The 20,917-nt window shown below is 43.4% G+C and carries 16 protein-coding genes; 8 read left to right on the top strand and 8 right to left on the bottom strand.

The genetic code is table 11. The annotated features are described in order from the left end of the window. Nucleotides 1-239: 239 nt before the first annotated feature. Both D6V41_RS07775 and D6V41_RS07780 read left to right on the top strand, forming a co-directional pair. Nucleotides 240-1,112 carry a MipA/OmpV family protein gene (locus tag D6V41_RS07775; protein WP_241664466.1) on the top strand — a complete coding sequence of 291 codons (873 nt, stop codon included), beginning with the start codon at nt 240-242 and terminating at the stop codon, nt 1,110-1,112. A 169-nt stretch (nt 1,113-1,281) separates the two neighbouring features. Then, the gene (locus D6V41_RS07780; RefSeq protein ID WP_206663246.1) at nt 1,282-2,148 is read left to right on the top strand and encodes a hypothetical protein; all 867 of its coding nucleotides are present in this window, start codon (nt 1,282-1,284) and stop codon (nt 2,146-2,148) included. Nucleotides 2,149-2,225: 77 nt separating this feature from the next. Here the strand turns inward: D6V41_RS07780 and D6V41_RS07785 are convergent, their stop codons facing one another. Further along, on the bottom strand, nt 2,226-4,814 hold the full coding sequence (locus tag D6V41_RS07785) for a TonB-dependent receptor plug domain-containing protein (protein ID WP_136250914.1): 2,589 nt from the start codon (nt 4,812-4,814) through the stop codon (nt 2,226-2,228). 201 nt (nt 4,815-5,015) lie between these two features. Next, on the bottom strand, nt 5,016-5,987 hold the full coding sequence (locus D6V41_RS07790) for a diguanylate cyclase domain-containing protein (RefSeq protein WP_136250915.1): 972 nt from the start codon (nt 5,985-5,987) through the stop codon (nt 5,016-5,018). A gap of 260 nt (nt 5,988-6,247) precedes the next feature. Here D6V41_RS07790 and speA point away from each other — a divergent pair, with 260 nt between their 5' ends. Further along, a complete protein-coding gene (gene speA / locus D6V41_RS07795; RefSeq protein WP_136250916.1) occupies nt 6,248-8,191 on the top strand; it encodes a biosynthetic arginine decarboxylase in 1,944 nt (647 codons plus the stop codon). Nucleotides 8,192-8,216: 25 nt separating this feature from the next. Here speA and D6V41_RS07800 read toward each other — a convergent pair whose 3' ends face one another. Beyond that, nucleotides 8,217-9,413: a GGDEF domain-containing protein gene (locus D6V41_RS07800; protein WP_136250917.1), complete on the bottom strand. Its 1,197-nt coding sequence runs from the start codon at nt 9,411-9,413 to the stop codon at nt 8,217-8,219. A 188-nt stretch (nt 9,414-9,601) separates the two neighbouring features. Further along, on the bottom strand, nt 9,602-10,741 hold the full coding sequence (locus tag D6V41_RS07805; protein WP_136250918.1) for a serine hydrolase domain-containing protein: 1,140 nt from the start codon (nt 10,739-10,741) through the stop codon (nt 9,602-9,604). Nucleotides 10,742-10,891: 150 nt separating this feature from the next. Here D6V41_RS07805 and D6V41_RS07810 point away from each other — a divergent pair, with 150 nt between their 5' ends. The 5 genes from D6V41_RS07810 (at nt 10,892) to glmS (ending at nt 17,226) form a co-directional block, all read left to right on the top strand. Next, the gene (locus D6V41_RS07810) at nt 10,892-12,268 is read left to right on the top strand and encodes a DNA-3-methyladenine glycosylase 2 family protein (protein ID WP_168710984.1); all 1,377 of its coding nucleotides are present in this window, start codon (nt 10,892-10,894) and stop codon (nt 12,266-12,268) included. Nucleotides 12,269-12,333: 65 nt separating this feature from the next. Further along, complete coding sequence (locus D6V41_RS07815) at nt 12,334-12,864, top strand: methylated-DNA--[protein]-cysteine S-methyltransferase (RefSeq protein ID WP_136250920.1); 531 nt, start codon at nt 12,334-12,336, stop codon at nt 12,862-12,864. A 73-nt stretch (nt 12,865-12,937) separates the two neighbouring features. Beyond that, entirely contained in the window at nt 12,938-13,834 is an 897-nt protein-coding gene (locus D6V41_RS07820) for a DMT family transporter (protein ID WP_241664468.1), read from the top strand. A 144-nt stretch (nt 13,835-13,978) separates the two neighbouring features. Continuing rightward, nucleotides 13,979-15,382 carry a bifunctional UDP-N-acetylglucosamine diphosphorylase/glucosamine-1-phosphate N-acetyltransferase GlmU gene (gene glmU, locus D6V41_RS07825; RefSeq protein ID WP_136250921.1) on the top strand — a complete coding sequence of 468 codons (1,404 nt, stop codon included), beginning with the start codon at nt 13,979-13,981 and terminating at the stop codon, nt 15,380-15,382. A gap of 8 nt (nt 15,383-15,390) precedes the next feature. After that, on the top strand, nt 15,391-17,226 hold the full coding sequence (glmS, locus tag D6V41_RS07830; protein ID WP_136250922.1) for a glutamine--fructose-6-phosphate transaminase (isomerizing): 1,836 nt from the start codon (nt 15,391-15,393) through the stop codon (nt 17,224-17,226). A 169-nt stretch (nt 17,227-17,395) separates the two neighbouring features. Here the strand turns inward: glmS and D6V41_RS07835 are convergent, their stop codons facing one another. From D6V41_RS07835 to D6V41_RS07845, 4 genes are all read right to left on the bottom strand, one after another. After that, a complete protein-coding gene (locus D6V41_RS07835; RefSeq protein ID WP_136250923.1) occupies nt 17,396-18,754 on the bottom strand; it encodes a Fic family protein in 1,359 nt (452 codons plus the stop codon). A 161-nt stretch (nt 18,755-18,915) separates the two neighbouring features. Further along, entirely contained in the window at nt 18,916-20,151 is a 1,236-nt protein-coding gene (locus D6V41_RS07840) for an ABC transporter permease (RefSeq protein ID WP_136251178.1), read from the bottom strand. Between the two features lie 2 nt (nt 20,152-20,153). Continuing rightward, on the bottom strand, nt 20,154-20,411 hold the full coding sequence (locus tag D6V41_RS18315) for an ATP-binding cassette domain-containing protein (RefSeq protein WP_241664495.1): 258 nt from the start codon (nt 20,409-20,411) through the stop codon (nt 20,154-20,156). Beyond that, nucleotides 20,408-20,845, bottom strand: a complete 438-nt coding sequence (locus tag D6V41_RS07845) for an ATP-binding cassette domain-containing protein (protein ID WP_277750967.1) — start codon at nt 20,843-20,845, stop codon at nt 20,408-20,410. The genes D6V41_RS18315 and D6V41_RS07845 overlap by 4 nt, the downstream gene beginning before the upstream one ends. Nucleotides 20,846-20,917: the final 72 nt, after the last annotated feature.

Genomic DNA, 20,917 nt, shown 5'->3' on the forward strand with positions numbered 1-20,917 from the left:
CAGACAAGTAGGTATAAAAACAAATACTCATTAGCTGTAAAGGGACTGAATTCGAAGGATAAAATTGAAAAGCAAAACTGGGTTAATTTATAACAAGGCAACCTGGCATCAATACTGGGTGACGATTTTTTGAGCCGTTCTTACACACAAGCGTATTAGCTGTAACAATAGTAAATACAGGTGTCGTGCGTGTGCTTAAGTGGTGCTTAAATCCTCTGGTTTTTTCAGTAACTTTTACTTTGTCTTTAATATTAATATGTGGGGCAGCTTCTGATGCCAGAGCGGCAGATAGCGCACCCCCTGAGCGTGATCTAACCGGCTTTGAAGCAGCGGATGAGGCCCAGCCGCTTTGGGAGTTTGGTGTAGGTGGGGGAGCCATAGAGGTGCCTAATTATCCGGCCTCCAGCGAGCGAAACTTTGTCGCTTTGGCTTTGCCGTATGTCATTTATCGAGGTGATGTTTTTAGAATTGGCGGGGGCGGCGGCGCGCGCGCGGTGGTAGTGGATGAAAGTGATTTTGAGATAGACTTCTCGCTTGGTGGTGCATTTGCGGCCGATAGCGATGATAAGACTGCACGGGAGGGTATGCCTGAGCTAGATTTTTTATTCGAAATTGGCCCTCAATTGATTTACAAAGTAAAAGATTTTGAATTTGCAGACGGTGGCAACGGGCGCTTGAATCTGCGGGTTCAGGCAAGAGCCGTATTTTCTACCGATTTTGAACGCATTGATGATCGTGGTTTTGTATTTGAGCCTGAATTATCTTATCAGCAACGCGGACGCTTATTTGAAGATACTGCACTTAATGCATCGCTAGGATTAGTATTTGCCACTGAAAAACTTCACGATTATTTTTATCAGGTTGATGAAGAATTTGTCACGCCAGACAGACCAGCATTTGATGCCTCGGGCGGCTTTTTAGGTGCTGAGGCTTCTTTGGGTTTTTCATTCCCTCTCACCGAGAATAGCCGAGGCTTTATTGGCGGCAGTGTGCGTTATCATGCAGGCGCTGCCAACGAAGATTCCCCCTTATTTGAAAAAGACATCACCTATAGCATTGGCCTGGGATTTGTCTGGCGCTTATATGAAAGTGAGTCAAGAGCGAGTTGGTAATGTAAACAATTAAAGGAGTAAAAAACAATACACGAAATGCGATATAAGCGAATTTGCTCAAGCTTAGCGCCTTTATGCACGATAACCTTGTTAAGCAATCAAGTTTAAGTAACAAAGCAAAGTTATAAAGCTAAGTTATAAATTCTGAAAATCGTTAAATGGAGGCAAGGTGTATACATTATCGCAAGTGCATATTGATATGGCTCGCAATTCAACTGACGATTTTAATTTATTCCATGACCAGTTTCGCTGGAGTTGGGTCAAGCAAAATCCCTTTAAAGGGCCTATCGCCTTAGGTTTCCAATTAGGCTGTTTTATTGAGACTCACATTCCTCAAAACTCTCCACACATTACAGTAGATATGCTGCGTTTTAGTACCTTTGAATTTAACTTTGCCAATGCTGTAAAGGTTGGGGACAGTCTTGATGTAGCCATTAAAAAGGGTCGGCTCACTGACTCTGAGCATGGCAAGCAATATTCCTCTCGGGTATGTTTAAAAGCAAATGGCAAAGCAGCAATTATAGGTTTTAAAAGAGACGGCGAGTTTCCCACGCTTAACCTGGAACTCCCCGAAATATTATTATCGGATATCAAAACAGCACCAGACCGGCACTTTATTTTAGGCGGTGAATACTTTTTAAAACGCAAGTGGATGATTGTTGGAAACGCAAAAAACTTCTTGTTGAGTGCGTTTGCTGATCAAACGGTATTTATCGATGAATTTGCCAATAAGGTCAGCTTTCCGCAAATGTACCCCCTTGCGCTATTATCATCAGCCTTGTTAGAGCGAGCACAGGCGGCCGATTATGATCTTGTGCAAAATCCGCTGATTTATACCTCCCAGCATCTGAGTGTAGACAAGGTGCAGTTAAAATCGTTGCGCAGTAACGACCCTTTGCATATTTTGGTGCGCGAGCCGCTTATTAAAGCAACAGGTGAACAACGTTTTGAATGTTTGGCTTATGCAAATCAGCAAACGCCATTGTTTACTGCCCAGGTCGACTTGATACCTGTTTCGCAGCTTTTAAATAAATAGCTTCACGCAAAAAATCCCAAACAAAAAAAGCGACGATAAACTCGTCGCTTTAATCCAAACAAGCTATATGATTTTGCCTAGAACGATAAGCTTACTCGTCCGTAAACAAAGCGTCCGGTAAAGCCGAAAGGTGAAAATCCACTATATGCGAATAGACGAGAGAAAGTAGTTACATCTTCGACGTTCTCGCGCGTTGGATCAGGATAAACATCAAAGACGTTATTTGCACCTACAGTAAAGGCCAGGCTCTCTGTAAAGTGGTAGGTTGCGTCAATGTCTGTTACCCATTTCTCTTCAAGTACTTCATTTCTGGCGGGTATGTCAGAAACATCCTGCACTTCACCATATCGCGTTGTGCGCAATGTTGTTTCAAAATCTTCATAGGTCCAAGAAGCGCTCAGATTCACTTTATTTTCAGGTGCGCCTACTTCAAAGCGACGTAATTCAACACCTGAAAAAAGATTATCTTGATCAAATCCCGCACCTTGAAGGACATCGGGTGGCGCAAGTACATCTGTCACTTCATTGTCGTTAATATTGATACCCGCATTAAATAACCAGCTTCCTGCGCTATCTGTATTTAAGGTATAACTACTGACAATATCCACACCTTTGGTTTCAGTATTGATAGCATTTAAGAAAAAGCGCGCTCGGCTTGCCCCTGTGCCTTCGAGTAATGCTTCGATGTTGGGGCCCGACAAGTTATTCGACAACACAATACGATCATCGATTTCGATTTGATAAAAGTCTACCGTCAAATTGAAGTCTGCAGTAGGTGAGTAGGTAAAACCAGCGCTGTAGTTAGTGGAATCTTCCGCATCCAGCCCGGGACTGCCGAGTGCAAGCGCTACATCGCTAGATGGCGCAAAGGTTCCTGTTTCAGTTGGCACAGCGTCAACAAACACTGTTGCTACAGAGGTAAAGTATTGCTGCTGCAGTGATGGCGCTCTAAACCCTGTTGAAACAGAGGCTCTTAAAGCAAAAGACTCAGTGAGCTGCACGCGATGCGCCATTTTCCAATTGGTTGTACTGCCAAAATCAGAATAGTCTTCAAATCTGGCAGCAAGCGATACGTTCCAGTTTTCAAGCACATCGGCCTCAAGGTCGATATAAACGCTGTAGCTATCGCGCGAGTTATCACCTGCCGACTCAGGTGTAAAGCCGGGGAAGACCTGCGAACCGCTGGCACCAAAAGGACCATTTACCGGATCTGTGCGAGTACCGCCTGGTCCAAAAGTGCCTTGCTCATAGGAAGCCGGTTCACCTGCGCGAATTTCGTAACCTTCGCGACGGTATTCAAGACCAAGCGCAACGTTCAAATCGCTGTACAAACTGTCGAACGCGACAAGTCTTGACGCATCAACATTAAATAAGGTTTGATCATAGGTTAAGCCACCTGCATCAAAATCGGTGGGACTTGTTGGGCCAAGCGATGTGTTTAGCGAATTTACAACACTGTAATCAAGTTCATTGTATCCGTGATTTAGCGACACATCGTACAACCAGTTTTCTGATTCGCCTTTAACCCCACCCACTAGTGAAAAGTCGCTAATATCTGTTTTTATGTTAGGCAAAAATCCGCTTTGATAAATTTGTGTGACGTTTCGGCTATCTTGCGCGCGACGATAAAAGCCGCCTGCTTTTGAGTTACGCTTGCTGGTGGCACCAAATGCATAAAACTCCAAATTATTAGACAAGCTTTTTCCGGCGTTAATGAACAGGGCCATATCTTCAACCGCACCATTGCCAAAGTTATGGTTGTAGCGATTAAAGCTAAGCTCACGCGGGTCCAGGCTGCCGTCGGGTAAACGAGCATAGTTTTCTCGCTGGTCGTAATCAGAGCGATTGGCTTCTGCTCTGTCACGGTATTCGGCAGCAAGATGCACAAATCCGTCGTCGCCCCACTCAAAGCCAATATTGCCGCGTAATGTGGTGGTGTGTCCGTCTCTCACCTCTCGCTCGTCACCTTCTGTAAACGCTAAATTTCCATCAGGCCCAATAGCAACGCCTTCTAAATTCGGTACGCCTTCCATGGTTGACACGTTCGCGCCATAGATGACAGAGAATTCACCCCCTTCGCTCTGATCTTTAAGCACAATATTAATAACGCCCGCAATTGCATCGGAGCCATACTGAGCTGCCGCGCCATCGCGCAGTACTTCGATACGTTTAATTGCATTTGCCGGTATCGCATTTAAATCTACTGCAGAGGAACCTCTCCCCGCTGAACCATTAAGGTTTAAAAGTGCGCTTGTATGGCGTCTTTTTCCGTTAACCAAAACGAGGGTGTGATCTGGTGCCAGTCCGCGCAAAGAGGCTGGACGGATATGGTCAGTTCCATCCGTAATGGACGGCTGCGGAAAGTTGAAGCTGGGCAACAAGGTATTTAAAATCATGTTTGTTTCGGTCAGACCCGTTGCAGCAATAGCATCAGCATCGATAATATCAATAGGTACTGCGCTATTTTCCACCGTCCGACCGGCTCGGCGTGAACCAATGACGGAAATATTTTCAACGCTGTCTTCCAAACTTGCGCTAGCTGCTAGTTCGTCATCACTTTGCTGGGCAAGTGCCTGCGGTATGGCAAAAGATAAGGCACCTAATGCCACGAAAGTGGCAATTTTGCTTTTTCTAAAAGGCAATGATCTTGATTGATTTTTCAACATGTGGCTTCCCTTTTTTGTAAGTGCTTATTTTTAATAAGTAGATTTATTAAATAAATGGACAAGTGAATGGCATCACTTTAGGTGGTATGCGACTACTTGCCTTGTAATTTTTTGCGCGAGTATAAATGAAATTCGTCTTATTTAAATTAAGTATTATTGTCGAATGCGTGCAAATTGAAACGACTAAGGCCTTGATAAAGATTATAATTTTATATTATTTAATATGCCATCAATACCAAGTATAGTCGATGTACTGTAAATTTCACCGGCTTTTACGTTTAAAGAATTTAGTAAAAGCGATTCAGTCACTTGTTGAAGTTCATTCGCACTTGAACCACCCGCAGGCGCCGCGACTGAAAATGCGACTGTGCAGGTCAGATGCTCTGCTGCATGTGGATGTCTTGCCATAAAATGAGGATGAGCGAATTTTTGCTGAATTTGTCTGGCTTTTAGCGCCGCTCCAGGAATACTGCAGTCAGACAACAACAGGGCAAAGGTGTCTTCGCCAACCGATGCAAACAAGTCACCCGGGCGCGCACCAACGCTGCATAAGTCATCCGCAAGGCTTGCAGACACCGCAAAATACTCATCATTTCCGTAGTTTTTTTTCACCTCATTTAAATTTTCAACATGTATGTAAATCAGTGAAAGGTGGTGCCAATATCTCGCGCAGCGCGACCACTCCTGATTAAGCACTTCTTTAAACTTGGCTTCATTTGGCAAATGAGTTAAGGGATCAATATAGATGAGTGATTCTAAACGTTTGGTTTTGTGGTATTGCTCAATGTGTCGATTCAGCCTTGCGACTAATTCCGCCATCACCGGAGGTTTTGCCATAAAGTCAGCACCGCCACTGTCAAATGCCTGAGAGCGAACTGAGGGGCCAGAGAGCGAGGATAGAAAAATAACGGGAATGTCGCTTAAATAGCGCTGTTCTTTAAGTCGGATACAAAAATCGATGCCGTCTTCGTTAGACATCATTACATCCAGGATGATCGCGTCAGGTAGAGGAGCGCGATTCAGCAATTCCCAGGCTTTATCAGTTGAAGAAGCGAAACTCATGGTAAAATGCTTAGATAAGCCGTTGGCATAAAGCTTTAAATCAAGCTCATTATCATCAACAACAAGTACGCGATAATGTTGTTGTTCAATTTTGTCTGCCACTAATTCCATGTCAAATTCCTTCTTCGGTGCGACCATTCAAACTCACCTGGTATCAAAACACTTTATCGATACTTACGACCTACGTTACACCAGCCACGATAAGTGCACAATTTATATTCGATACTAAATGGATACTAACTTGTTTTTCATACGGATTAAATTTGTCACTATTTTGATTATGACCACATTCCAACTAGTAAGTTAACAACATAACGCTATAATACGCCACTTATCTTTTCACGCCTCAGCAACTTGAGTAGAGGTAGCACATGAATCAGCAGGAAAATCAAGCCCAAACAGCCTGGTCAATCGAAGACGCAGAGCGCACCTATGGTGTGTCAAGTTGGGGCGGCGGCTATTTTGAAATCGGTAAAAATGGAAATATCCATGTGATCCCCGATCCCCGTCTAAACGATGTTCGCATCGACATGAAAGCGGTTATAGACGAAATACGTGAAGAAAATATTCAATTTCCTGTGGTGGTTCGCTTTCATGACGTGCTGCGCTCACAGGTAGTAAATTTAAACGAAACGTTTAGAGAAGTCATTAGCGAAGCCGGTTATCGCGGAAAATATCGCGGTGTATACCCTATTAAAGTCAATCAAATGCGAGAAGTGGTTGAGGAGATAGTTGATGCAGGCCAGCCTTACGATTATGGTTTAGAAGCAGGTTCAAAGCCTGAGCTTTTAGCGGTGCTTGCCTACAACAACAATCCCAATGCCTTGACGATTTTAAATGGCTACAAAGATGAAGAATTTATCAAGCTGGCTTTGCTTGGTCGCAAGCTCGGTCGCAAAGTTGTGGTTGTTATTGAAAAATTCAGCGAACTGACCTTGCTTATTAAGGTCGCCAAGCAACTGGATATATCTCCCATCGTGGGCTTGCGCGCTAAAATGCAATCCAAGGGACAGGGGCGTTGGCAGGGCTCAAGCGGTGAGCGAGCAAAATTTGGCTTAAATATCTCTGAAATTATAAAAGCAGCCCGCTTGCTTGAAAAGGAGGGTATGGGCGAGTGCCTTAAACTGCTTCATTTTCATATTGGTTCACAGTTACCAGAAATTCGCGCGATCAAGGATGCGGTTAATGAAGGCGCGCGTATTTATGCCGAACTTGTGAAGATGGGCTTTGCCCTGGAATATGTAGATGTAGGAGGGGGTTTGGGCATTGACTATGATGGAAGCAAATCTACCGCTGATTCATCCAGAAATTACAGCGTGCGCGAATATGTTGCCGATGTGATCTACGGTATGCGCGAAATGTGCGACCTTGAGGGCGTTGAGCATCCTAATATTGTAACTGAGAGCGGGCGAGCGATAACCGCTCACCACAGCTGCGTCATTACAGAAGTGGTGGGGGAAATCAAACCCGATGGCGCTCACATTGACACCAGCGCGGCCGACACGGATCATTTCTTACTGAAAAATATGCGCGATCTGGCTGATCATTTAGACGATGAGATCAATTACCAAGAAGTGTACAACGATGCGACGCAATATAAAGAGCAAGCCTCAGATGCCTTTAAGCTGCGAGTGATCTCTTTAGAAGAACTCGGCAAAATTGAAACTTTATATTGGAGCATCATGCGCAAAGTGAAGCAGTTTTATCGTGGTGCAGAGTTTGTGCCCGAAGAAGTGCAGTCTTTAGATTTTTCACTTTCATCTCAGTACCTGTGTAATTTTTCCATTTTTCAATCAGCAGTGGATAGCTGGGCGATTGACCAGATACTGCCTGTGGTGCCAATTACCGGTTTGCACACCCCTCCGGTGAATGACGGCTCTTTGGTTGATATAACCTGCGACAGCGACGGTAAAATCGATAAGTTTGTTATTGAACATGCGATTGATCATGTACTTCCGATGCCAGCCTATTCTTCAGATGAGCCTTTTTATCTTGGGCTTTTCTTAACAGGGGCATATCAGGACGTAATGGGAGATATGCACAACCTGTTTGGTCGTTTAAATGAAGTACATATATTTAGTTATGATGATGACCCACAAGACTTTTATATCGAAGAATTTGTGAAAGGTTCGAGCGTGGAGCATGTATTGTCAGTAATGCAGTACCATCCAAGCTCGATGGCTATCGATATCAAACGTCAAATAGATAAAGAAGTGTCGATAGGCAATATCAAGCCGCGCGAAGGCGTAAAATGGACAGACTTTTACGAGCATTGTTTGGCAGGCTACACCTACCTGAATACCGACAAAAAGTAAAACTGCAGCGCACGCTAAAAATCAGTTATACCAAATCCTGACCGGTACCAAAGGGCGAAAACGATTTTACACGATTTCGCCCGTCTTTTTTTGCGTCGTAAAGCGCTTTATCTGCTTGGTCAATTAATTTGCTTGGTGTGATTTTCATCAGCGGGATAACGCTTGTTACGCCAATACTCACCGTAAGGCTACGCAAACTGGTGAGTTTTGTAGTTGCGTGCTCGAGCCGCTGATTTTGGATAAATGTTTGTAATCTAGTTGCAAAAGCGTGGGCACCTTTCGCATCAATGCCAGGTAAAATAATAGCAAATTCTTCACCACCGTAGCGCGCCACTAAATCCCCTTTTCGATTTGCCTGCCGCTCAATCATGTGAGCAACATCAATCAGACAGTTATCACCCGCCACGTGTCCATAATGGTCGTTATATTCTTTAAAATGATCCACATCCAACAAAATGAGAGATAGCGATGTATGGTTTCGATAAGCTCTGCCTAGTTCAACTTCCAGCATCTCATCAAAATAACGGCGATTAAATAAACCGGTTAGTGAATCCCGCCTGGATATTTCATATAACTGCTGCTCTACCTGCTTACGCTTTTCGATTTCTTGCTGATTAATATAATTGAGCTCAATAGACTTAATAAAAGCTCGATTTACGTTTCTTATTAACATTGCAATGATGGCGCAAAATGCCAGCATTGCTACCGCGATTAATTTAGCGTCTGTATTGCCATAGATAAGGAAATAGGCTGAAGTTACTAAGTTCAGCGGTAAAACCATGCAGTACACTGCATACATGTTTGATGCATAACTGACTGATGTGGCGCCTGTTATGATCGCAACTAAAGCAAGGGTGCCAACAAGGTATTCAGGATTTTCCAGAGGCGTGACTACCAAGCATGCATAAACGTACGCTAAAGACGCAAGTACTGTGCAAACCGTCCATAGCCTGAGCCACATTCGGGGATTGTTTACTTTGCGTTTAAATTTTTTATAACAAATTGATACAGCAAAGCGAATGAAGGCAATAAAAAGCGAGCCTGCAAACCAGCTAAGAAGTAGCGTCTCGTCGGCTTCGCCATAGAGCCATATGGCGTAAATTAAGACAGTGAGTACATTTGCAACAAGCACATGCACAGACTGGGCGAACAGCATGTCGTAAATGTCTGCACGCGCGCGTTCAGTAATGCTTTGACAAGAAGGCTTAGCTAGTGAACTCAAAATGAAAATTGTCTCGGTTTAAGTGTTTCAATTATAAAATACGGGTAAACCCTGCCTTGTATCTTTATCGGCCTTTAAACAGACCTATTTACTCAGCTGCGACATCAGTAAGCATAGCTAATGCATCGGCATAAAAACAAATTTGTTTAATTATTCGACCTATGTGCAGCTCTTGGTAAAAGGCATGCTTACTGGATGGCCTGATCCCAAAAATTTGCAGTAACTTCATTGATTAAATTACTTTCTGCATTCATCAAAAACGCAAAGCCTATTCCAAGCTCCGGCGAAAATGATACATCAGCTCTATAGCCTTGTACCCAGCCGCCATGATAATTAACACGTTTTCCTTTAAAATCGTAAATTCGCCATCCAAGACCGTAATGGGCAGAACGGAGATGATCTCGCCAAAAGCGACGCCGTAATTCGTTTTTGGTTTGTACCCGGGGAAGCGTCATCTCCATCACCATTTCTTCTCGGATCACATCTGGATATTCAAGCAACATGGCCCGGATCCAAATTTCCATATCCTTTGCGCTGGCGTTTATACCTGCTGCGGGTGAAAATCGGTAGTAATCGTCTTTTACTCGCACTTTTGCCCATTTGTTTCTGGCTATTGCGGCATGCGGCTTTGCCCAGCTTTGAGAGGACTCAAGCGCCTTTCGACCCACGCTCGCATTAATACCCAATGGCTCAAAAAGTTTGGCTTGAATTTGCTTTGCATATGAAGAATCGCGATTTTCATAATGTTCTTCAATCACCCCGAATAAAGCATTTTGATAGGTATAGCAATACCCGGGCTGACACAACGGCTCCAGTTCCTGAAACTCATCCAATACGCGCTTTCGCTGATAATTGGCTTCAATCAAATTGTCGTAAGCATTTGGCATAAAGCCGGTGGATTGCCCAATTACATGACGCAAAAGCAGCGGTTTTTCGGGATATTTATCAAAATTATACTCAGGCGTGATTTCACTTAAGGGGGTTTGCCAAGCCAGTGTGGTTGCCAGCGGATTTTCTGCAGCAATTAGCGCGGCGGTAAACGTTTTTGAAACTGACGCAAGGCGAAATACGGTTTCGTTAGTAATGGCTTCACCGCGGCTTTCGGTTTTTCCGTAGGTATAGAATTTCGCCGGTTTACCCTTTTCGACCACAACAAATACAAAACCGGGGATATTGCGTTTCTTCGCCTCCTGCCGTACTTCATTAGCAAAGTCGTGCGTCCAACTTGTATCTGCGAGAGCTAAGGAGCAACATATGCTATATGATACTAAGAACAAGGCGACACGGAGTCTTTTCGTCCTTAAAAACCTTTTTAAAATATTGTTCATTCAGTTACGTCAATGCTCATTTAAGAAATACGGTAATGCTTTATTGCATGAATTGAATGTAAAGAGTGAGTTCCGAAAACAACGTGTTTTTCAAATTGATTAGCGTAGACTTCCTCTAATGAACAAAATCATAACATTAAAGTGATGACGATGTTAACGATTCAAGAATGTCAAAAAGCGAGACTTAGTAGAGACCCTAGATTTGATGGAAAATTCTTTATTTTGGTAAAAAGCACCGGAATATTTTGTCGCCCGGTGTGCAAAGTTAAAGCTCCTCTTGAAAAAAACGTTGAATATTCGCCTAGCGCCATCGACGCCATGCAGAGGGGCTATCGACCTTGCTTACGTTGTAGGCCCGACGCAGCACCGCATTCGTTTGCCTGGAAAGGGGTTAGCACGAGCGTACAGCGCGCAGTGCATTTGTTGACCACATGTTTACAGCAGGATGTCTCGACCATCGCTGCGCGCATGGGAATTAGTTCTCGATACCTGCATAAGTTAATGCAAGAGAACCTTCAAATTGCGCCTAAACGCTTTAGACTCTTACATCAAATTTTATTAGCTAAACGTCTTTTACAGGGCTCAAACATGAGTGTTGAACAAGTTGCACAGGGTGCTGGTTTTAGCAGTGCTCGCCAGTTACAAACGCATATTAAAAAAGAGATGGGTTTAAGTTGTTCACAAATCAGACAGGCTGGTAAAAATGAGCATCCTGTTACCACGCCTGAGACTCGGCTCTTTCTTTCGTACATTGGTGAATATGACTGGCCATTAATTCGAGACTTTTTTGCAAAACGTGCGGTGCATCAAAATGAACGCGTTCTTCAGTCAAGCATTAAAAAAGTGTTTTGGATAGAAAATACACCCATAGCCGTTGAGATGGAGTACTGCGCCGATGAAAAAGGCTTTGAAATAAGCTTTGATTGCAAACATTTATTGCATACACAGGCTATTATTGACCACGCAAATACTATGCTGGATTTATCTGCAAATTCTTATGTGATATCAGATGCATTACTATCTGCTGGATTACAGGCGGCTGAGATTAATTCAGGTATTCGTATTCCGGGTATCAACGACAAGTTTGAAGCAGGCGTGCGAGCCATTTTAGGGCAGCAAGTGTCTGTGGCCGCAGCCATTAATAAGCTCAACCAGTTTCAGGATGCACTTACAAATGATAGCGGCGCGTTTGTTAGACCAGAGCAGGTGCTCAAGAGCGACCTGGCCTTTTTGAAGATGCCGAATGCAAGAAAAGAGGCTTTGAAGAACTTTGCGCAGATGATGAGTGAAGACCCGAATGCAAATTTTGAAAAGTGGCTCGATATCAAAGGAATTGGTCCGTGGACAGTCAATTATGTGCGACTACGCGCCAATCGCGAAACCGATGTCTTTTTAGATAGCGATTTAATTATAAAACAGCGTATTGCCGCGTTTGAAAGCGCGGGTAGAAATTTAGACCACAAAGCGGCTGCGCCATGGCGCAGCTATCTCACACTTAGCCTGTGGAATCTGCCAAAAGCCTTGTAAGCAGTGTTGAAAAATGCGCCTTTGTTAAGGGCTATTATGAGGATATTTATAAGGAGCATCGCACCATGCATGCCAATTTATCGTTTAAGGATAGCTCATCAATTCATGATGATTTTATCGCTACAATTTTTACAAGTAGATTAAAAACACCGCTTGGCCCGCTTGAAATTGTCGCAACTGAAAGCGCTGTCACAACGGTTCGTTTTATTGATGAGGAAGCTGACAATAGCAGTATTGATAATGGCGCAACTAAAGAAAATGCGCTTAGCATCTGCGCGAAGCAACAGTTGAAAGAATATTTTGATAAAAAGCGCAAGCATTTTGACCTGCCACTTTCCCCATTAGGTACAGAATTTCAGCAAAATGTGTGGAAACACTTGCTTAAGGTGGAATACGGCACAACCGCGAGTTATTTAGATGTTGCTAAAGCAATTAACAAACCTAAAGCTTGCCGTGCAGTTGGAGCAGCGAACGGAAAAAATCCCATTGCTATTATAGTGCCATGCCATAGAATAATCGGCGCAAGTGGCATGCTCACTGGCTACGCCGGTGGCTTAGCCCGCAAAGCCTATTTACTTAAATTAGAGACGCTATAGTTTTACAGAGTAAGTATTCACTACGGTCAAATCATACTGACTACAGAATTATAAATAACTTAAAGGAACGAGATTGAAAGCATCGGAATTTGCCGAATTGCTACTACTAGGCGCGATTTGGGGCGCGTCTTTTATGTTGATGAAAGAAGCCGTGCCAGCCTTTGGGGTGTTTGCTTTGGTGGAATTGAGAGCACTCGGTGCAACGTTGTGCCTTTTGCCTCTGGTTTATGCTAAAAATCAAGGTGCTGATTTGCTGCGTTATTGGCCAAAACTATTGCTTGTAGGGCTGGTCAATACGGCTATTCCTTTTTGCCTGTTCAATTATGCACTTTTACATCTTGATGCTGGCCTTGCCGCAATTTTAAATGCCACTGCTCCCATGTTCGGTGTGCTGGTTGCCTATTTGTATTTAAAAGAATCCATAGGCTGGTGGGGCGTATTTGGTATCGCTATAGGATTTGCAGGGGTGGTGCTCATTTCTGTTGGTCAGAGCGTCAATAATCATGGATTTGAATCCTTACTTGCCGTATTTGCTGCGCTTGGTGCGACTTTATGTTACGCCTTGACTGCCAGCTATCTGAAACGGCATTTATCTCAAGCCAAGCCCTTTGCTGTTGCCGCCGGGAGCCAAATTTTTACCGCGATCATTTTGCTACCCATTGCACTATTTAATTTACCAAGCACCATGCCAAGCGCCAGTGCGTGGGCGTCTGCGCTAATTTTAGCGTTTATGTGCACAGGAGTGGCTTATGTTATGTATTTTGACCTGATTGCCAAAATTGGTGCCTCGCGAGCGATTACAGTGGGGTATTTAGTGCCTTTGTTCGGTATTTTTTGGGGCATTGTAATTTTAGATGAGGTGCTCTCCCCTAGCGCACTAATTGGCGGGGTCTGTATTATTGTTGGCGTTATGCTAGCCACCAATGCATTTGCACTTTTTAGAAGGATGCTTTACACAAAAGCTAAATAGTTGAGATTTTGTGGTTACACCGTGATGGCTTTTGTCTCAACTTGTGGAAAAAATACTGACAAATCGGTGCGCCTTCGCTACACTTTGGCCCCTAATTTATATCAGTATCCACCCTTGTGTGGCATAACATTTAGAGGATGATAAATGGCCTTATCCGTGATCATTCTGGCAGCAGGGAAAGGCACCAGAATGAAATCTGACTTACCCAAAGTATTGCATCCGCTTGCCAACAAACCGATTGTTGAACATATTATTGATACGGTGAAAGCGATTGATGCTCAAAGTATCAATTTAGTTTATGGCCATGGCGCGGATTTGCTGAAACAGGCCTTATCACACCATGAACTTAACTGGTGTTTGCAAGCTGAACAATTGGGAACCGGCCATGCAGTAATGCAGGCGCAGGAGCATATCAACGACGAAGACGATGTAATGATACTTGTTGGCGACGCACCCTTAATATCAGCTGAAACCCTCAAAAAGCTTGCCACCGTTAAACAAGAGTGCGACCTGGCTCTACTAACCGTCGATTTAGATGACCCAAACGGAATGGGCCGTATTGTAAGAGATGCAAACGAAGGCTATAACATCAAAGCCATTGTTGAGCACAAAGACGCCACTCAAGCGCAGCGCGAAATTAAGGAGATTAATACCGGGATGATGGTAATGGGCGGCGCAGACCTAAAACGCTGGCTGGGCAATCTGTCAAGCGACAATGCGCAAAATGAGTACTATCTAACAGATCTCATTGCCATGGCAGCCGCAGAAGGCAAAAGCATTCAAGCCGCACAACCCGACTGGGCAAGAGAAGTTGAAGGCATTAATAATCGAGCGCAACTGGCGTCATTAGAAAGAGCCTATCAACTTCGCCAGGCGCAAACGCTTATGCACGAGGGAGTGCATATTGCAGACCCTGCCCGTATTGACGTGCGCGGAAGCTTGAAGGTAGGTAAAGACGTAAGTATTGATGTAAATGCAGTGTTTGAGGGTGACGTTATTTTAGGTAATAAGGTGACCATTGGCCCTAACTGTGTATTAAAAAACTGTGTGATTGGCGACGAGTGCAAGATTGAAGCCTTTTCTCATATTGAACAGGCAAAATTGGCCAGTCAATGTAACATTGGTCCTTATGCCAGACTGCGTCCCGGCAGCGATTTAAGCGAGGGAGCGAAAATAGGCAACTTTGTCGAAGTGAAAAAGGCCACTATTGGCAAAGGCTCGAAAGTAAATCACTTAAGCTACATCGGTGATGCTGAGGTAGGTGAAGGTGTAAACATTGGTGCAGGCACCATCACCTGCAACTATGACGGTGTGAATAAGTTTAAAACGCAAATACACGATGGTGTATTCGTTGGCTCTAATTCATCGCTAGTTGCCCCGGTCACGATTGAAAAGGGTGCCACAATCGGTGCAGGTAGCACCATCACTAAAAGTGTTGATGCAGAACACTTGGCCATTGCGCGTGGCAAACAACGTAATATTGCTGGCTGGCAAAAGCCCCAGAAAAAAACACCAGAAAAAACCCCAGAAAGAAACAAAAACAAGTAGGATACAGTATGTGTGGAATTGTAGGCGCAGTCGCCGAGCGGAATGTTGTTCAAATATTATTAGAAGGTTTACGCCGCCTGGAGTATCGAGGATACGATTCCTCAGGGGTCGCGCTTATTCACGACAACGCGCTCAGCATTACTCGCCGAGTTGGTAAGGTAAAGGCGCTAAGCGATGCAATTGAGGCGCTAGACGACCAGGGAACAGGCGCTACCGGCATTGCGCATACGCGCTGGGCAACACACGGCGGCGTAACAGAATCAAACGCCCATCCTCATGTCAGTCAATCCCGTTTTGCCGTGGTGCACAATGGCATTATTGAAAATCACAAATCCCTTCGCGACGAGTTAAGCGCTTTAGGCTATCGCTTTACTTCAGATACCGACACTGAAACGATTGCTCACACCGTAGCAGAGCTTCGAAAAAGCACGCCTACTCTGCTTGATGCTGTGCTTGAATCGGTTAAGCGCTTTGAAGGCGCATACGGTACAGTCATCATTGATAAAGACGATGCCTCAACTATGGTGGTTGCTCGCTCAGGCTCTCCGCTCGTAATTGGTTTGGGTATTGGTGAAAACTTTATTGCCTCTGACCAAATGGCGCTATTGCCCGTCACGCGACGCTTTATCTTTTTGGAAGAGGGAGATGTTGCCGAAATCACCCGCACAAGCGTGCGCATCATTGATGAAAGCGGCAATGAAGTAGAGCGTGAAATTGTTGAATCTACCGTAGAGCACGACGCTGGCGATAAAGGCGGTTATCGTCACTACATGCTTAAAGAAATTTATGAGCAGCCCGCTGTTGTGCGCAACACCTTGCAAGGCAGAGTAAGTCCTGACGGTATAGGCAATGATGTATTTGGCGAAGGCTCTGACGCTATATTTGCGAAAACCGAGCACATCAAAATTATTGCGTGCGGTACCAGTTACCATGCAGGAATGACTGCAAAATACTGGCTGGAAGCATACGCAGGCGTATCGTGCGATGTAGAAATTGCTTCCGAATTCCGCTATCGCAAATCAGTGGTTAAACCCAATAGCTTGATCGTGACTATTTCCCAATCCGGTGAAACTGCCGATACCCTTGCAGCGCTCAAATTAGCAAAAGAAAGCGGCTACATGTCGAGTTTAGCGATTTGTAACGTTGATGGCTCTTCATTAGTTCGTGAGTCTTCACTATCGTTTATGACCAGAGCTGGTGCAGAGATTGGCGTAGCGTCAACCAAAGCTTTTACCACTCAACTTGCCGGCTTTTTAATGTTGGTACTAGCCATTGGCAAACAGAAAAACATGCCTAAGGATATTCAGCAACACATTTTAAGTGCCTTAACTGAATTACCGGCCAAGCTTGAAGAAACACTTACCTTGGCCGATGAAATTGACCATTTGGCGGAAGAGTTCTCAGACAAGCACCATAGTTTATTTTTAGGGCGAGGCGATCAATATCCTATCGCAATGGAAGGAGCGCTCAAGCTTAAAGAAATATCTTACATTCATGCTGAAGCTTACGCATCGGGTGAGTTAAAGCACGGTCCATTAGCACTTATTGATGCAGAAATGCCGGTAATTGTGGTTGCGCCAAACAACGAATTGCTCGAAAAGCTTAAATCAAATGTGGAAGAAGTCCGCGCACGCGGTGGCATTATGTATGTGTTTGCCGATAAAGACGCCCATTTTGAATCAGACGAAACAATGCGAGTGGTGAATGTGCCGCACTGCTTGGAATCCATAGCCCCAATTGTTTACACCATTCCCTTACAGTTGCTCTCGTATTATGTAGCGCTTATTAAAGGTACGGATGTGGATCAGCCTAGGAATTTGGCGAAGAGTGTTACGGTTGAGTAATTTTTACCCTAGCCTAGTGTGCACGTTAAACAATGATCGAAACAGTGTTTAATGTGCGCAACAAATTTAATAGTACGAAACTTATAAGTCCGCTGCTAAAAAATATTTTCTCCGCTAAGTAGCCCCGTGTTTAATGCTAATGATTAAAGGGAAGATCAACAGCGCTCTGTCATTTTCCCCAATTTTCCATAATTGATTCTTTACTGTCCATAAAATACAGCCATTCACGGCCATTCTTTACTTTCTTGAATAATTTTAAGTCTACTAAGCCATTTAGTGTGCTTGCCGCAGTGTTGTATGAACAAGCCAGGTTGCTTTCTACATTTCGGATAGTAAAACCAGTCGCTATTCCGTTTTTTGCAACTTGAAAAACAGTTCGTTGTTTTTCAGAAAGCTGTTTAAATAAACCAGCGTCCCATAACCATTGATTAAATTTCTCGATTTCTAACGCAGTGTTTTTATAAGATTCTTTAAACTTCTTTATCGCTCTAATTATCGTACTACACTGATATTCAAAAAAATAAGTGAAATCCATGCTGTCTGTTTCGGTGTAAAGGTAGCTTTTTCCATATTTAATAGGTGCTTTTTTTAATAAAACGCTAATAGCTATATAACGAAACGCTGCAAAATCTCTTTTAAACATGTACCAGTAAAATAGCGCTCTTGCGACTCTACCGTTTCCGTCTCTAAATGGATGTTCATAACCGATGACAAAATGAAGGGCTATCGCTTTTATCAGTGGATGTAAATAGGATGAATCGTCACTGTCTTCTTGTTTTTTGTTGAACCATTCAAGCGTTTTCTTTAACCGAGATTTTAAGTTTTTAGCGTTTGGTGGTGTGTGCACTATATTGCCGTCAGCATCCACTACATGAACATCATCAGATTTTCTAAAAATACCTGGCGTGTAATTATCATCATCAATACCTTCAACACCAATTCGATGCATATCACTTATTAGTTCTACCGATAGAGCTTGGTTTCTATTTTCCCACGCGAAGAGCATCAGTTTGTAGTTACCCAAAATCATTTTTTCATCCTCTGATCTGGGCTTGCGACCTTTCTTAAGCATATCTTTGGCGACTTGAGTAGTCGTTGCTGCCCCTTCGAGCTGGCTGCTGCTGATGGACTCATCTTCAATCAAATCATTTAATAAATAATCTACTTGTGATTTTTCGCCAATCTGGCTGCTGATCCATTCCAATGATGCGCTGGTTGTATTTCTATCTACTTCAGAGATTGCTTTTTGTATAAGAGGGGTTAAAACAAAGCTGCACCGTTGGGATGGCTCACCCAAAGTAAAGAGTTTACATTGTTGTCTATTCCTGGCAGCTTTTGTAAGTGACCAAACATAGCTATGATTAAGTCCATCATCAATTCTGTGACGCAGTTCGTCGTATGGCAGGTACCTTCCTTTTTTATCAGTTGGACTGAAAAAGTCTAAGTAGGCATCCATATTTTCAAACGCTTCAGAGGCAATTTTAGAGAAGACATTTTCAATTACCTCAGGTGGCTTTTTAATATTCATATCTCAAAATCCTGCAACATTGAGATAAAAATAGCATACACATTTATTAATGTCTCAATATTATTTAAAATTGAGACGAAACTTTTGATAGGAAATTAAATATTTAATATCACCTAATCGCTCAAACCAAGCCTATTTAAGCTCTACCAAATCAAATACCGCTATCCATCATTCAACTGCGAGTGCAAAGCACTTTTGTAGGCTTCTATGCCGGGGTAAAACGATACAATTAAAGCAACAATAACAATTAATCCACTTACCAGTAATGTATCGATAGACAATAAATGCGGCGTTAAAAATAATCCGAATTCGGCTGCCAACCATCCTTGTAATCCGAATAGGATCAAACTCACTCCTCCTACGGCTGCCACTAGCGAAAGCAAGACCAAAATAAACGATTCAAGCAAAATTAAAGATAAGATGGTGGCGGGGCCTGCTCCTAAAACGCGTAACACGGCAATTTCTTTTTGTCTTTCGTTCATCGATGCCAAAAGCATGGTTGCCAGACCAAATAAAGAAGCAATCAGCACCAAAGCGGCGATGGCACGCAACAAATTTTCTACTGAGCCCATTAGGGTCCATAATTCAGCCATAGCAACGCCCGGAAGCACTGCCATCAATCGGTCTTGTTGGTAGTTGTTGAGTTCTCGTTGAACGGTGAAGGTGGCAAATTTATTTTTTAAACCAAGCATAATTGCGGTAATGCTTTCAGGTTTAACATTGTACGACTCTGGTTGCTCTAAAAGAGCTTGTAAAGCATTTGGTGGTAAATGTATTGCTTCAATTGCATTTAGGCTCACATGCACTGTCTTATCAACTGGCGTGCCGGTTCGGCTTAGTATCCCTTTGATAACAAAGGGGGCTTGGTCATGGTTGGTAAAACTTGTGTGACCAATCCCGTGTGCAATCACAATCTTATCGTTTAGCTTGTAGCCTAGCTGTTCTGCTACATCAGCACCGAGCACTGCGTCAAACATGTTCTCAAACGCCTCACCCTGACTAAACGTAAGCGCTTGTTTGTTGCCATATTTAAAATGTTGAAAGTAGGATTCGTTGGTTCCCATGACGCGAAAACCGCGATGCGAGTCCCCAAGTGATATGGGAATAGCCCATTCTACTAATGCATGATTTTGCAGCATCGTTAAGCTGTCAAACTGAATATTGTTAGTTGGGCTTCCCATCCGGAACACGGAATACAACAACAAGTTGAGTTGCCCACTAGGTGCTCCAACAATTAAATCGACTCCGGAAATAGTGCGATTGAAACTTTCTTTGGCCTGCAGACGAATATGCTCGACGCTAAGCAACACCATTATGCTTATCCACAAAGAAAGAAAGGTGAGAATAACGGTTTTTTTACGACTGACTAAACTATGCCAGGCAATAGAAGTGAGCATCTTCATTTTTCGCTTGTTCCTGTCGCCACATTAAGTGATGTTAAATTGATTTTTTTGGAAAAATAGCGACTTAGTTCAGAGTCATGACTGACAAAAATAAGGCTGGTTTGTGTTTCATCGCACAATTGCATCAAAACTTCCATAAAGGCATCTCTAGCAGAAGCGTCAAGAGCGGACGTGGGCTCGTCAACCAGTAAAAGTTTTGGTCGATTGATAAACGCCCGGGCTATAGCAACGCGCTGCTGTTGTCCAGTGCTCAAATGCTTGAAAACGTATCCTTAGGGAGTTTAAGAGAGCCACAAAGGGACTGGGCTCGTTCTATTAACGTACTATTATTCAACTGTTGTGATTTTCCAGCAAAATAGGCTGCCAGTTCTATATTTTTAGCCACAGATAAATAAGGTATAAGATTAAATCTTTGAAACACAACGCCAATATTCTGCGCCCTGAATCTATCGCGATCGCGTTGTTTCATAGTAGTCAAATTACTATCTAATACAGTAATACTTCCTTTTTGTGGGAGTAAAATACCACATAGCAGGTTCAGTAAAGTGGTTTTGCCCGAGCCGGAGTCTCCGTGAAGAAAAACGCGTTCACCAGATTCAAGTTGCCACTCAGGGATCGATAAAATGGGGCTACTACTTTTTGAAAATGCGTAATCCATGCTTTTAATACTGAGGACAGTCGTTGTCAAAGAATGGGCTCCTAAAATTTGGACGTAAAGAGGATTCTATTAAAATTCACCGTAATGTTATATCATCGAGAT

The sequence above is a fragment of the Ningiella ruwaisensis genome, assembly GCF_004798935.1.
Classification (GTDB): Bacteria; Pseudomonadota; Gammaproteobacteria; order Enterobacterales; family Alteromonadaceae; genus Glaciecola; species Glaciecola ruwaisensis.

Excerpts from the sequence above, each read along its gene's own strand:
- D6V41_RS07835 (WP_136250923.1), bottom strand. The coding sequence starts at position 18,754 with ATGAATATTAAAAAGCCACCTGAGGTAATTGAAAATGTCTTCTCTAAA.
- glmS (WP_136250922.1), top strand. The coding sequence starts at position 15,391 with ATGTGTGGAATTGTAGGCGCAGTCGCCGAGCGGAATGTTGTTCAAATA.
- glmU (WP_136250921.1), top strand. The coding sequence starts at position 13,979 with ATGGCCTTATCCGTGATCATTCTGGCAGCAGGGAAAGGCACCAGAATG.
- D6V41_RS07805 (WP_136250918.1), bottom strand. The coding sequence starts at position 10,741 with ATGAACAATATTTTAAAAAGGTTTTTAAGGACGAAAAGACTCCGTGTC.
- D6V41_RS07815 (WP_136250920.1), top strand. The coding sequence starts at position 12,334 with ATGCATGCCAATTTATCGTTTAAGGATAGCTCATCAATTCATGATGAT.
- D6V41_RS07810 (WP_168710984.1), top strand. The coding sequence starts at position 10,892 with ATGTTAACGATTCAAGAATGTCAAAAAGCGAGACTTAGTAGAGACCCT.
- D6V41_RS07790 (WP_136250915.1), bottom strand. The coding sequence starts at position 5,987 with ATGGAATTAGTGGCAGACAAAATTGAACAACAACATTATCGCGTACTT.
- D6V41_RS07840 (WP_136251178.1), bottom strand. The coding sequence starts at position 20,151 with ATGCTCACTTCTATTGCCTGGCATAGTTTAGTCAGTCGTAAAAAAACC.
- speA (WP_136250916.1), top strand. The coding sequence starts at position 6,248 with ATGAATCAGCAGGAAAATCAAGCCCAAACAGCCTGGTCAATCGAAGAC.
- D6V41_RS07785 (WP_136250914.1), bottom strand. The coding sequence starts at position 4,814 with ATGTTGAAAAATCAATCAAGATCATTGCCTTTTAGAAAAAGCAAAATT.